The sequence below is a fragment of the Leptolyngbya sp. GB1-A1 genome (genome assembly GCF_039962475.1).
GTDB lineage: Bacteria > Cyanobacteriota > Cyanobacteriia > Elainellales > Elainellaceae > Leptolyngbya_A.
This window is the reverse complement of the sequence record NZ_JAMPLI010000021.1, coordinates 32,570-46,199: the sequence shown is the minus strand read 5'-3', so window position 1 is coordinate 46,199 and position 13,630 is coordinate 32,570. Positions and strand designations below refer to the sequence as shown.

Genomic DNA, 13,630 nt, shown 5'->3' with positions numbered 1-13,630 from the left:
TTAACGCTGTTGGCGTTTTGCCCGTTGGCGAGCCCGTTTTTCGGGGGTGAGGCGATCGATACAGTACGGGCAAGAAATCCCCGCTTCATAATCAGCAGAGGCTTTGTCAGCTTCTGAAATCGGATGACCGCAGCTCAAACACATCTCATGGGTTCCCGGTTCCAAACCCTGCTGCACTGCCACTCGCTGATCAAACACAAAACATTCGCCCTGCCACAGGCTCTTCTCTGGGGGCACTTCTTCCAGGTATTTCAGGATGCCGCCCTTCAGGTGATACACTTCCTCAAAACCTTGTGCCAGCAGGTAGGCAGTTGCTTTTTCACAGCGAATTCCCCCCGTGCAAAACAGGGCGACTTTCTTGTGCTGGGCAGGGTCAAGCTGCTGCTCAACGTACTGCGGAAACTGCCGAAACGTTGCCGTCTCAGGGTTTTTCGCGCCCTGAAATGTGCCGATATCAACTTCGTACTGATTGCGCGTATCCACCAGCGTCACTTCTGGATTGGTAATCAATTCGTTCCAGTCCTGCGGTTCCACATACCTTCCCACCTGCTCAGTTGGGTCAACTTCGGGAATTCCTAGCGTTACAATTTCCCGCTTCAGCCGCACTTTGAGCCGATCGAACGGCATCTCATCTGCGATCGATTCTTTCTGTTCTAAATCGGCAAAGCGATCGTCCGACCGTAAACCTGTTAATACCGCATCAATTCCCTGGCGCGTTCCCGCGATCGTTCCATTGATTCCTTCGGCTGCCAATAGAATTGTGCCGCGAATTCCCTGAGCCAGGCAAAGTTCGAGCAAAGGCGATCGAAACTCAGCATAGTCGGGCAGCTTGACGAATCTATAAAAGGCAGCAACAACGATCGACATAGAGTGAAGTGAAAGATTGCCAAAATCTATCCTAGCTTCTCAAGCTGACATTAAACGTGCCCTTGTAACGTAGCGCATGAGCTTCAGGAGACCTGCGGCATGAAAAGGCTGCATGAATCAGAGCTGCATTCGTCAGGCAGGAAATATCCGCTTGTAGGAAAGCGATGTACTTTAGTAATCTCTTCCACCTGAAGGAGGAAAAAAGAAGAAAAACGAAATACCTATTCCTTCTTACAGAATCAAGTGATGACTGCTCAAATCTAGAATCAGAGCAAACAGACAAATCATAAAAGGAAAAAATTAAATGACTTACTCTCCGAACCTTGATCCGGCGATCGATCCAAATACTTCTCCCTACACCAATCCCAATCCGGCTCCGGTGATTGACCCCAATCTTGACCCCTACACCGACCCCAACTCTGAACCGAGGGTTGACCCTAACACTGAACCTTACACCGATCCGCGTCCAGAGCCGATGATCGACCCGAATACTGCCCCCTATACCAATCCAGAAGTCCGCTAATGTCCTGCTGATTTCCTGCTTGATCTAAATTTCCAGCATCTGAATTTCCAGCATTCAAAAAAAAGGGCAGGCATTACACCTCCCCTTCACAAAATAATTAAACTGAAGAATTGAATCTGCTGCGGGCAATTAAGACATGGATTGAATGATGTAGTCGAAATAGGGGGCTGCGGCTACGGCATCTTCCTGGCTCAGCAAGGACAGCGATGCATTCTTCAGGCAGCGAATTGACTCCGCCATGCCCGGAACCGGAACACCTAGGGAGTTGTACATTTCACGCACACCGATTAAACCAATTTTTTCGATCGGCTCTTTGTCGCCTGCCAAGACTCCGTAGGTAATCAGGCGCAAATACCAGCCATAGTCGCGCAGACAGAGGGCACGCTGCTTGTCACCGTAGGCATTGCCGCCAGGAGCGATAAAGTCAGGGCGTTTCTTCCAGAGTTGCTTACTGGCTTCCTGGACGATTCGCTTTTCGTTTTCTGCTAAAACGCCAGCAATCCGAACACGCTGTTCGCCAGTTTGTAAAAAGTCTTGAATACTGTTAAGTTCACCGCTGCTGGGGTAACGGAGTTCTTCATCAGCGTTGAGAATAACTTTGGTTACTACACTCATAGTTATCGGGTAATTATTGGGGATGACGATCGGTGATTCTGCTATCGCAGTATTGTATCCAGTTTGGGTGTCTGAAGGAAAGAGTGCGATCGGTAATTCGTCCCTGGGGATTTGGGATTTGGCATTGCAAAACTGAGGGTAATTAAAGGTTTCCTGGCCTTGATCCAGAGTCTTGATCAGGCGAATAGGCCTGTCTCCAAACTTGTCTCAAAACTTCATTAAGATTAATGCGTGATTCAGGCAAAAAGACCGACCTTCCCTGAGCCTTGCATCAGCCCCAACCCCCTGCTTGCCATGCCCCGATCGTCAGTTCCAGCGTTCGCAATTCCGAATTACCCATCTCGAACTTTGAATTCTAATTGAACTTTAAATGAATTACCGCCACAACAGTTCGGGTTCGCTCTGATCGCCAAACTCCTGCTGAAATTCGTCAAACACCCAGGCGATCGGCTTTCCCTGCTGCTGCTGAATGCGGGCCAGATAGTTTCGGTAAGCGGTCATCTCTTGTGGAGTGGGGTTAATGCCAAAAATTGAGCCGAGACACCAGTGTGGTTCTGGTAGATAGCCGTATTCTCGATAAAAAACGTGCTTTGCCCAGTTGGGAGCCGCTCCTTCCCGATAAGCCTTTTGACGCTGCTGCCGAAAAAACGCAATTTGCTGTCGCAGTTCTGCCTGCCGCAACACTTCCTCGCTGTGAACTTCGACCAGTTCCTCGATGTGAACCTGGGCTTCTGTCTCCCACCGATGGCCACATCCGGGACAGGTCATGACAAAGCCCCACATCAGGCGGTTGCAGTCGGGGCATTGCTTGGTCGGCTGCGGTTCATGGGTTCCTGGCTCTTTTTGAGTCGGTAGGGAATATGCCTTGATGTCTTCTGGAAATCCGAGCCGCTTGAGATTATTTGCCTGATCAAGAATAATTCCGTCAGTTTTGCCTGTCTTAGGCGACACTCGCAAAACCCGCCCTACCTGCTGATAGTGGAGCGCACGCGATTGAGTCGGACGCAGCAACAGCCCTACTTCAACGCTCGGTTCATCAAACCCGATACTGATCACATTACAGGAGGTCAAAACAAGCAGTTTTCCTTCGCCCAATGCCCGGTAGAGCCGCCGCCGTTCTCGGATTGGGGTACTGCCATCCACCACAGCAGCAGCAATGCCAGAGGCTTTAAACGCTTCAGCAACGTGGCGAGCGTGTTCCACATCCACACAAAAGGCAATTGTGCGTTTCCCCGGTGTGAGCCGCTGCCATTCTTCAACAATTCTTTGAACGAGTTCAGGACGATCGCAGGCATTTTTCAAATCGCGCTCATCGTAGTCGCCGGCGATCGTTTTTACGCCATCGAGATTAATTTGGCTATCGGGAGCAACCCCGTAATACTGCATCGGAGCCAGATAGCCCATTTGCTGAAGCGTTGACGGCACGGGCGATGCTACAAAAGTTTCCATGTGATCGCCCAACTGCTCTCGCCCAATACGGTAGGGGGTTGCAGTCATGGCGAGATGCACGGCTTTCGGGTGAGTCTGGTAAATTATCTCTTGCCCAATTTGGCTAAATACCGTGGTGTGTCCTTCGTCAAAAAACACGACGTTGGCTTTCCAATCGCGCCACCACGATCGCTTCTCCATCGTTTGAATGCTAGCGATTTGAATAGGAGCCTCCGGGTCTTCTTTCCATCCGGCTTTGATAAACCCGCAACGCAGCCCAAACGCCTGCATCTTCTCGTAGGTCTGCCCCACTAGCACATCCAAGTGCACCAGAAACATTAGTCGCAGCCCGCGAGCGACCGTATCTGCACAGATTTTGCCGCCAATCACCGTTTTGCCTGCCCCAGTTCCGGCAATAATGGCAATCCGTCGATGTCCCTGCCCCAACTTTACATAGAGATCTTTAATCAGCTGGTTCTGGTAAGGACGAAGCGTAGGAGGCTGCAACGGGGCTTGCGGCGGTTTCAAGTGCGTCAAAGTTTGCTCCTGCAACAGTACAAACGAATTGATGAGGCATTAAATTTTACAGCATCTTTTGCTGATCCGAGCAAGCCTTTAGTCAAATCGTCAGGATAAGAGTTTCACCCCTGCGGCTTCTGCCAAATCACCAAAATCACTCCGCAGACAATCAGCCCTACGCCAATCACACGGGCGATCGGGATTGTTTCACGAAACACAAAATAGCCCATAATGACTGCAAACACATAGCTCAACGCAATTGCCGGGCCCGCGATACTCAAATTCACCCGCGTCAGCAGCAAAATGTAGGCGATCGCCCCCAGGGCGTAAACCACTAAGCCACCGACCAGCTCAGGAATCGTGACAATTCCCAAAACATGACTCATTGCGTTTTCTGCACTCACTTTGCCCAGCTTTAAGGCACCTGCTTTCAGCAAAAACTGACCGATCACGCTCGACAGTACCGCCCCTACAAGTAAGGCAAATTCGCTTAGAGCCACAGCAATCTCCTCGGCTTTGTTCTTCAGTAGTTTACCAGCAGAGCTGTTTTCTCTTTGCGGTTATTTCTTCGCCAATTCTGCTTCCGGGTAGATCAAAATCTTCAGGGTTTCCGGGGTAGGAGAGACGGCTTTCTCGACCGCTGCTGACAAATCCTTGAGCGAGAATCGATCGCTCACCAGCGCATCCACATCAATTCGCTGGCTAAACACAATATCTGCTGCCAACGCCTGCACTCGATAAGAGGAGCTATAGCTGCCCATCAGGTCAATCTCGCGTCGATACAAAATATTTGGATTAATCGGGATTTCTAGCTCATCAGGGAATTCTGCAAAAAAGAGAATCTTGCCGCCTTTGCGAGTACAGTCAAGCGCCTGGAAAAAGGCTTTTTCGCTCGGAACCGCCAGCAAACTCACGTCTACGCCCATGCCATTGGTTATTCCCTGAATCTGGGCGGGCAGGTCTGGATCACGCGCATCGAATGCCGCCGTTGCTCCCACATTTAGAGCTTTCTCAATACGAGAAGGAATGAGATCGGTGGCGATTGCCTTTGCCCCAAAATAATTCACCAGCATGATAAACATTAAGCCGATCGGACCTGCTCCGGTGATCAGCACTGTTTGCCCCGGCTGAATTTGCGCTTTTTTGACGGCTTTCAGGCAGCAATTCGTCGGCTCCACAAAGCTGGCTTGCTCAAACGTAATATTGTCCGGGATTTGAATCAGTCCACCATTTCGCACAATATGCCCCGGCACTTTCACATAGTCCGCAAAGCCGCCGCCACTTGGTGCAAAGCCAGCCGTGGTGGAAATGTTCTTATACACATCGCACATCGAGAAATTTTCGTTCAGACAATAGGCGCAGTGCATACAGGGAATGTGATGCAGCACCACCACCCGCTGACCGACCGCCCAGGATTTCACCTCAGAACCCACTTTGGCGATCGTCCCTGCCGTTTCATGCCCAAAAATACGCGGCGGTTCATAGAGGGGATAGCGAATCTTTTTAATATCCGACTGACACAGCCCCACCACATTGACCTGCACCAGCACTTCATCCGGCGCAATTTCAGGAATGGGAACCTCTTCGTAGCAAAGCTGATTCACTCCGCGAAATACCTGTGCTTTCATCGCTTCATACCTCTAGCGTCCCTGCGAAAACTTTACCATTTTCAGGGGAGGCGATCGGGCTAAAACTCTTGAGACAACTCCTTTTTCTTTTCGCAGGCGCTTCCCTGTGCTGACAATGGGCTATCCAGCACTAAAGGCATATTCGTTGACCGTCTCTGCAAGCATAGAGATCTTCTACATTCATTGCAGAGAAATTGAGTTGATCAGGGCTAGATAAGGGCTACACCGCTCCCTGGATTACCTTTTCTCCTTCTCGCTTTTCCGTTTCCAATTTTGCCTCTTCTGCCAAATAAATGGCTAGCTGCGCCTCGATCTGATCCTTCACGATCTGGCGATATTCCAGGAAGTGTTCGTTGATCGCGCAAATTGACAGATAATGCTCCCAAACACGGGGATTGGTCTGCCAAATTTTGATCAGATTGATCCAGAACTGAAAGCGAGTTTTTCGCAAGATGCCCTGTCGCCAGAAAACGATCAGCATTGCCCGGATACTGACCCAGCTTACTTTCCGCAAGCGTGACTTATGCTCAGGTGTGCCCAGCTTTTCAAAATGGCGATAGGTGCGGTTGAGATACGCCAATGGGTCATAAAGCTGCCAAAAAGCGTCAATGTATTCCTGTGCAATCTGCTCTAGTGGGCGGGTTGGCACATAGTTCATCAGCGTAGTCTGATTGATATTGCCGCTGCCTCTTAGTCGTCCTTCTTTTTCCAGACGATGCCAGAGTGCCGTATCGGGAAGTGCCTGCAGCATACTGAAGAAAGCAGTGGGAATCGCAGTCTTTTCGACAAACTGCACAATTCGATCGCCTGCCCCCGGTTTTTCGCCGTCAAAGCCGATGATAAAGCCTGCCATCACGCGTAGACCCGATCGAATAATCGCATCGACAGCATCAGAAAGCGAGTCGCGGGTGTTCTGGAATTTTTGCGTCAGGGCAAGGCTGTCTTCGTCCGGCGTTTCAATGCCCAAAAAGACAGCATTAAAGTTGCAGGCAACCATCAGATCCATGAGTTCCTGATCCTGCGCCAGATCGACGGAAGCTTCGGTATTGAAAGCGAAGGGATAGCCATGTTCTGCCATCCAGGGCTTAAGTTCCTTCAGCAGCAGCTTGACGTTGCGCTTATTGCCAATGAAGTTGTCGTCTACCAGGAAGATGGTGCGTCGCCAGCCCAGTTCGTAGAGGCGTTCTAGTTCGGCAATGAGCTGAGCCGGAGTTTTGGTGCGAGGTTTGCGCCCGTAAAGCACAATAATGTCGCAGAATTCGCACTGAAAGGGGCAGCCCCGCGAAAACTGAACCGACATATTATCGTACGCGGAGAAATCCAGCAGGTCGAAGCGGGGGACGGGGGTTCCGGTAACATCCGGCTTTTCACCATTCGATCGAAAGACTCCCTGCTGATCGCCTCGCTCGATCGCCTCAATAAATAGCGGCAGCGTAATTTCGCCCTCGTCCAGAATCAGATAATCCGCTCCAGCCGTTTCCGCTTCATGAGGAAGGGCAGTCGCATAAGGGCCACCGACCGCAACTCGCTTGCCGCGCCGCTTGGCTTCCTGAATCTGCGCTAAAAAGTCTTCCTTCTGCACAATCATGGCAGACAGAATGACTAAATCTGCCCAATCCCAGTCTTCTTCAGCGACCGAGCCAACATTGCGATCGATCAGCTTAAATTCCCAGGTTTGGGGCAAAATTGCCGCTACCGTTGCCAGTCCCAAAGGTGGGAGCAGTGCTTTGCGATCGACCAGTTCCAATGCCTTCTCAAAAGACCAGAAACTCTTGGGAAACAGGGGATAGAGCAGCAGCACACGCATCAGGCTTCACACCTCTATGATTGGAAGTTGAACGATTGAGTATTTTCGATGAGCTTACCATGCAGGCAGGAACAGGACATTGATTCCTGTTTTTCCTGGAGATCATGCCAAGCCTTTACAGGGCATTGACTAGGCAGACTGCGCCAGTGCCTTTGCCGCGTTTGCCTCCACGCCGCTTTGAAGTCTGGCTTCGTCGGCAAAGAATTCCTGGAGCTGTACCTCGATTTCGTCTTTTACGATCTGGCGGTATTCCAGGAAATGCTCGTTATGGGCGCAAACCGCGAGGTAATGCTCAAATACGCCGGGGTTCTGCCGCAGAATGCCAAACAGATGATGCCAAAATGCCCAGCGGGTCGATCGCTTCACGCCCTGTCGCCAGCAGACGATCGCCAAGGCCCGCAGATCAATCCAGCTCGGCAGTTTGGCAGGAGCCTTGCACTTGGGCGCACCCAGCATCAGGAAATGGCGATAAACGCGATCGAGATAGGTCTTTGGCTCATAGAGCTGCCAGAAGGCATCCACATATTCTCGCGCAATATCTTCGAGCGGACGGGTGGGGATGAAGTTCATCAGTGTAGTCTGGTTGATGTTGCCATCTTTGCCAGAGCGAAGCCGTCCTTCTTTTTCCAGGCGATGCCACAGCGCGGTATTGGGTAATGCCTGAAGCATGGCAAACGTCGTGGTGGGAATTGTGGTCTGCTCCGCAAATCGCACAATCCGATCGCCTGCACCCTTTTCCTCACCGTCGAAACCGATAATAAAGCCAGCCATCACGCGCAGTCCGGCTCTGGTAATTTTTTCGATCGACTCTGCCAGTGAACCGCGGGTATTTTGAAACTTTTTGGTGAGCGACAGGCTATCCTCGTCTGGGGTTTCAATGCCCACAAAGACCGCATCAAAGAAGCATTCCACCATCAGATCCATCAGCTCTTCGTCTTGCGCTAGATCGACAGAAGCCTCAGTGTTAAAGCGGAAGGGATAGCCATGTTCTTTTTGCCAGACCTTGAGTTCTTTCAGCAGCAGCTTGACGTTGCGCTTGTTGCCGATGAAGTTGTCGTCCACCATAAACACGCTGCGTCGCCAGCCCAGCTCATAAAGATAATCCAGTTCCTTAAGCAACTGCTCCGGGTTTTTGGTGCGGGGTTTGCGCCCGTAGAGGACAATAATGTCGCAGAATTCGCACTGAAAGGGGCAGCCCCGCGAAAACTGGATTGACATCGAATCGTACGCGGAGAAATCCAGCAGATCGAAGCGGGGGACGGGGGTTCCGGTAACATCCGGTTTTTCGCCATTCGACCGAAAGATTCCCTGCTGATCGCCTCGCTCGATCGCCTCAATAAATAGCGGCAGCGTAATTTCGCCTTCATCCAGAATCAGATAATCCGCTCCGGCTGCCTGCGGTTCTTCAGGCACAGAAGTGGGAAAAGGGCCGCCCACGGCAACGCGCTTGCCCCGACGTTTTGCCTCCCGAATCTGGTCAAGCAAATCCGCTTTTTGCACAATCATTGCGGATAAGATGACGATATCTGCCCATGCCCACTCTTCTTCAGTAACCGATCGAATATTACGATCGACCAGCCTAAACTCCCAGGTTTGGGGCAAAATGGCTGCCACGGTGACTAAGCCCAGCGGAGGCAGCAGCACCTTGCGATTCACCAGTTCCAGAATTTTTTCGTAAGACCAGAAGGTTTTCGGAAACTTCGGGTAGACGAGCAGAATCCGCATGGACAGTTCTTCCTCACACAATGCCTGGATCGTATTGCAATCACGACGGATAAGCAACCCGTTCTGTGCCCCTTGATTGAAAATCGATCGAGCCAGAGTAACGAGATTTAAGTCTCAATCTGGGACTGTCAACCGTTTCTAGCGGAAGTCTGAAAAGTTAGATTTGCGATCGAAACGACTCCTTTCCCAATTGGGGCTGCGGGGTCTACACCCAGCACAGAAAATTCTTTAGGCGTCCTCGCTTGGAATTGCCGGAACAGGCTGGAGCTTCTTTTCTAAAGCGGAAGATCCGAGAACCGATCGCTGCTGCTCTTCGCCGCCCAGTGCAGGCAGATTATTTGCACCAGGACTCACGATTCCGCCTGAAACAACAATCTTGAACGCATCCTCGATCGAGAGCGACAGATTGACCACTTCGTCCTCCGGCACAACCGCATACCATCCAGTGGTGGGGTTAGGCGTCGTCGGGATAAAAACGCTCAGCATCGTTTCTGGCAGATGGGTTTGAATTTGGGGACTCATTGCCCCGGTAACAAAGGCGATCGCCCAAATCCCTTTGCGCGGATATTCCACCAAAACAACGCGCCGAAACTTATTATTAGTATCCCGCAGTAGGGTTTCGAGCAGTTGCTTTAGCGTTTTGTAAACAGAACCCGCCAGGGGAATTGCTTGCAGCAGGCGTTCGCCAAAATCGAGTAGCCAGCGTCCGGCAATGTTGCGCGCCATTAAGCCAATCAGCAGAATAAATGCCAGCGGCACGGTTAGCCCGATCGCAAAATCCAGCAAATCGCCCAGCAGCGGATTTAGCCCATTAAACGGGTCAAGCTGTTTGGGAATTCGGGTTAAAAAGTCGATGACCCAGGTTGCGATAGTGTAAGTTAACCAGATTGTGGTTGCCAGCGGAATGACCACTAGCAGGCCAGCAATCAGATCATTTTTGAAGTCTTGCTTCAATCGTTGGAGTACAGACAACTTTCGCTCCTTTCAATACCTTGGGGGTAAACCACCGCAATCGATCGCAACAGCTAACCTAGCTAAATCCTATCCGGTAAAGGTCTTGTCCATTGTTTTTTATTGATCGAACGCCTAGAAGGATACAGCCCACTAGCATCGATCTTCATTGTCAATATTTATCAATATAATTTAATCGCAATTTTGTGAAGAATTGTTTCCACTTCTCATGTTCTCCACCCTCCCATCAATAGACCTGCTTTCTTGCCTGAGGGCTTACCTGTAACGATCGCCCTCAAGATAGCTGCTGGGCGCTTCCTGTACAAAGTACCTTGTGATGGTCATCCTTGTGACGGTTATTCCTAAATTGCCTTATTCCTAAAGTAGGATTTCAGCCTGAACTGATTTTATCGGAACTGGTGCTATCGCTGCTACCGATAAATTCTGTCGTTATTTGTGCTGTCTTGCGGGTGCGCTGTATTGCGGGCGAGAGTCCTGCAGGCAAGAGCCTGAGCAATTCTTTGCTAGCGAACTGTGTTCGTGGATGCCTGCCCAATTTCCCATACCTTAAGGACAATCAGATATTCATAAAATGCCTGAAGCGTACACCAGGCGAAGCCTGCTCGACCATCTTGCCACCCGCCCAGCAGCAAATACATATACAGAAAGCGAATAAAAGGACGAAACGGAAGCCGCAGCGATAGATCCTTGAGGGCACGCCGCCGATCGACTTCGGTTTTTCCCAAAAATAAATCCCGCCAATTGACGCTGCCTTGCTCAAGCTGGTGCAGGGTTTCGATCGCCTCATCCGTAGAATAGCGATTGTGTTTTTCGATCCAGCGGCTCAAGCCTTTGCTGCATGTGTAGTGCGGGTAGGTCTGCTGCAAAAATCCCGTTTGCCCCTCGTAAACCTCCCGCTCCGTGTGTCCATAGTCGCTGAACCAGACTTTGCCGTGCCGCAGCAGCCGAAGCTGATAGCGGGGGTATTGCGTGCTGCGACGAATCCAGCGCCCCATAAACATGACCCGCTCGGCGGCGTAGTAACCCACAAAGCGATCGTCTTGAATTGCGCTCAGGCATTCCTGAAACAGTTCGGGTGTCATCCGCTCATCGGCTTCTAAAATGTAGACCCATTCATACTTGGGCGGAACCGATTCCAGCATCCAGGTGCGCTGCTTGCCGTGGCTTTCAAACGGATGCTGAACCACTCTCACCGGGTACTGGCTAGCAATTTCAACCGTGCGATCAGTGCTGCATGAGTCAATCACGATCACGTCATCTGAAAGCAAGGCTGACTCGATACAGGCAGCAATATCAATCTCTTCATTGAAGGTCAAAATGTAAATCGAGAACATAGCCCTGCATGAATTCGGAATGCGGAATGGAGAATTCGGAATTGTGAAGCCTGGAAGCAGGAGTTTTGGCGTTGCTGAATTTGAGTATGATTCGCCCCCCTAGCCCCCCAACGTTGGGGGGAACTAATCCTCAAAGTTCCCCAGCATTAGGGGATTTAGGGGCGATGCAGGAGCTCAATTGGGTTCTTTATATTTCGATTCAGTAAGGCCCAGGAGTTTTATCAGTTTCGTTTGCAGGCTTAAATGAGCGTAGTGGGGTTACCCAATTCACTCCGTTACGACTCCGAATCGAAGCTCTCAGACGCGGACTGGTGAGGCGGTTTGTAGCCAGGAATTGCGAACTCCGAATCCGAATTGGCATTAGCCCCTTGCCGATCGCCTATCGCTGTGCCAGATTTCTGAGCCCCAGCCAGCCCACTGCACTAAAGCCGATCGCCAGCAGCAGACTGCTAATTCCCACGCGCAAGCCTGACTTGAGAGCTTCGGTCTTGATCGTGCTTTGCTGTTGCTCTTTGCGAACGCCAAGCTCAGTTTGAAGCTGATTTCTAAGTTCCCCTTCGCGCTGTTGCAGAAACGTATCCAGTGATTCAGGGTTTGCTTTGAACTGCTTGACCAGGTTTGCCTGCTCCTGGCTGAGCCGTCCGGCACTAACAAGCTGCTGGATCTGTTCGTCTGTCGCGCCTAAAAGCTGTTGGATCTGCTGTCGCTGCGACTGCACTTCGGTCTGAAGGCGAGTGCTTAGCTCACTTTGCGCCTGAGTCGCCTGCTGATCAAGCTGCCCAATCACTTCCGTATTGCCTAACCGCACATTGTTGAGGTGCAGGGGAAACAGCAGCACAAACAGCAAACCCAAAAGGCTCGACAAAACACAAGCCCAGAAGCGAGGATCTTGCCACAGCCGCTTTCGCTCTGCTAGCGTTCCGGAAAGACTATCAACCCAAAAGCCTGCCATAAAAAGCACGATACCAACTAGCGGCACTACCCCCCGATCGACCATTTGAGCCGCAAAATTGATCTGCCATTGGCGATCGGCAATCTGGTAAGGAATCGGCAGAATCAGAATATCGATTAGGGCTGCCAGGGTGACCACAATACCCACAATTTTGAGGGCGCGAGACACCAGAACCGAGTAGGGGCGTTGGTTTGGAGCTTGTTTCAAAGTCATGGTTCAGTAATGTTTGACGGCAACGGACTTCATTCTGGAGTGCAAGGGGCTTCAAAGCAATCGGGACGCAACAGTGGAGCAACAGCGACTCTTCAGTGTAGCTTTCCCTGCCGTCTAAAAAACGCATCAGCTTACAGGAAAACTGCGGTTAGAGCTGAAAGAATTGAGTACATCGTCACTCCTGCTTTAAAAATTTGCCTACACTATTGAGTAAATAAAATCATTCGGCACATTCAGTGCGGCTCATTCCGGGCTTGGACTGCATGACCGATCGCGATAGGGTGTCGAGGAGGATGACGTGAGTAAGCACATTGAAGTTTTGCCAGACTCAAAAGCATTGATTCAACGATCGCTCGAGCTCGTGCTGGAAAAACTGCAGCAGGCGATTGCTGAACGGAACACGGCGACGATCGCCCTCTCAGGAGGCAGCACGCCGAAACCACTTTACGAAGCTCTTGCCCAACAGGATTTGCCCTGGGAAAAACTTCAGATTTTTTGGGGCGATGAGCGATATGTACCCCACGACCATCCCGATAGTAACGCTCTAATGGCACGACAGGCATGGCTGGATAAAGTTCCGATTCCGGCTGCAAATATTCATCCCATGCCAACTGACGAATCCGATCCAAATGACGCGGCTACCCGATACGATCGCGAACTGCGGCAGTTATTAAAGCTCGAGCAGGGTCAATTTCCTCAGATTGACGTGATGCTGTTGGGCATGGGTGACGATGGACACACCGCTTCTCTGTTTCCCCGTACGAATGCGCTGCAAGTGTGCGATCGGCTCGTCACCGTGGGCAACAAAGACGGCCAGCCTCGAATTACCCTGACCATTCCAGTAATTAACGAATCGAAAGCAATCATTTTCGTCGTTGCAGGTGAAAACAAGCAGGCTGCCCTTGCCCAAATCTTTGCGCCTGACCCCGATACTGAAACTTATCCATCGAGCCTGATTCATCCTGAGCATGGCGAACTGTGGTGGTTGCTTGATCAAGCAGCAGGAGCAAACCTACCGCAAGCTTAAAGGCAGTGATAAAGTACGTA

Annotated in this window: 12 protein-coding genes; 2 read left to right on the top strand and 10 right to left on the bottom strand. The window is 51.0% G+C overall.

Translation table 11 applies throughout. From position 1 onward, the window contains the following. Positions 1-867 carry a rhodanese-related sulfurtransferase gene (locus NDI45_RS18545; protein WP_348248230.1) on the bottom strand — a complete coding sequence of 289 codons (867 nt, stop codon included), beginning with the start codon at positions 865-867 and terminating at the stop codon, positions 1-3. A 304-nt stretch (positions 868-1,171) separates the two neighbouring features. Between NDI45_RS18545 and NDI45_RS18540 the strand changes: the two genes are divergently transcribed. Continuing rightward, positions 1,172-1,390, top strand: coding sequence for a hypothetical protein (locus tag NDI45_RS18540; protein WP_190794680.1), 219 nt, complete (start codon positions 1,172-1,174; stop codon positions 1,388-1,390). Between the two features lie 129 nt (positions 1,391-1,519). On the opposite strand, the gene apcD is transcribed toward NDI45_RS18540, so the two are convergent. The 9 genes from apcD to NDI45_RS18495 all read right to left on the bottom strand — a co-directional run bounded on the left by apcD (position 1,520) and on the right by NDI45_RS18495 (position 12,583). After that, positions 1,520-2,005 (bottom strand): allophycocyanin subunit alpha-B, encoded by a 486-nt coding sequence (gene apcD / locus NDI45_RS18535; protein ID WP_348248229.1) that lies wholly within the window; start codon positions 2,003-2,005, stop codon positions 1,520-1,522. Positions 2,006-2,380: 375 nt separating this feature from the next. Then, positions 2,381-3,970 carry a DEAD/DEAH box helicase gene (locus NDI45_RS18530; protein ID WP_242067599.1) on the bottom strand — a complete coding sequence of 530 codons (1,590 nt, stop codon included), beginning with the start codon at positions 3,968-3,970 and terminating at the stop codon, positions 2,381-2,383. Positions 3,971-4,074: 104 nt separating this feature from the next. After that, the gene (locus tag NDI45_RS18525; RefSeq protein ID WP_190794682.1) at positions 4,075-4,452 is read right to left on the bottom strand and encodes an EamA family transporter; all 378 of its coding nucleotides are present in this window, start codon (positions 4,450-4,452) and stop codon (positions 4,075-4,077) included. A 60-nt stretch (positions 4,453-4,512) separates the two neighbouring features. Continuing rightward, on the bottom strand, positions 4,513-5,580 hold the full coding sequence (locus NDI45_RS18520; protein ID WP_190794683.1) for a zinc-dependent dehydrogenase: 1,068 nt from the start codon (positions 5,578-5,580) through the stop codon (positions 4,513-4,515). A 220-nt stretch (positions 5,581-5,800) separates the two neighbouring features. Then, positions 5,801-7,387 carry a B12-binding domain-containing radical SAM protein gene (locus NDI45_RS18515; RefSeq protein ID WP_348248228.1) on the bottom strand — a complete coding sequence of 529 codons (1,587 nt, stop codon included), beginning with the start codon at positions 7,385-7,387 and terminating at the stop codon, positions 5,801-5,803. Between the two features lie 129 nt (positions 7,388-7,516). Next, positions 7,517-9,112, bottom strand: coding sequence for a B12-binding domain-containing radical SAM protein (locus NDI45_RS18510; RefSeq protein WP_348248227.1), 1,596 nt, complete (start codon positions 9,110-9,112; stop codon positions 7,517-7,519). 228 nt (positions 9,113-9,340) lie between these two features. After that, positions 9,341-10,084, bottom strand: a complete 744-nt coding sequence (locus NDI45_RS18505; protein ID WP_190790048.1) for a DUF502 domain-containing protein — start codon at positions 10,082-10,084, stop codon at positions 9,341-9,343. A 503-nt stretch (positions 10,085-10,587) separates the two neighbouring features. After that, positions 10,588-11,418, bottom strand: a complete 831-nt coding sequence (locus NDI45_RS18500; protein WP_348248226.1) for a glycosyltransferase family 2 protein — start codon at positions 11,416-11,418, stop codon at positions 10,588-10,590. Positions 11,419-11,797: 379 nt separating this feature from the next. Then, positions 11,798-12,583 carry an HpsJ family protein gene (locus tag NDI45_RS18495; RefSeq protein ID WP_348248225.1) on the bottom strand — a complete coding sequence of 262 codons (786 nt, stop codon included), beginning with the start codon at positions 12,581-12,583 and terminating at the stop codon, positions 11,798-11,800. A 298-nt stretch (positions 12,584-12,881) separates the two neighbouring features. On the opposite strand from NDI45_RS18495, the gene pgl reads away from it, so the two are divergent. After that, a complete protein-coding gene (pgl, locus tag NDI45_RS18490; protein WP_348248224.1) occupies positions 12,882-13,610 on the top strand; it encodes a 6-phosphogluconolactonase in 729 nt (242 codons plus the stop codon). Positions 13,611-13,630 lie beyond the last annotated feature (20 nt).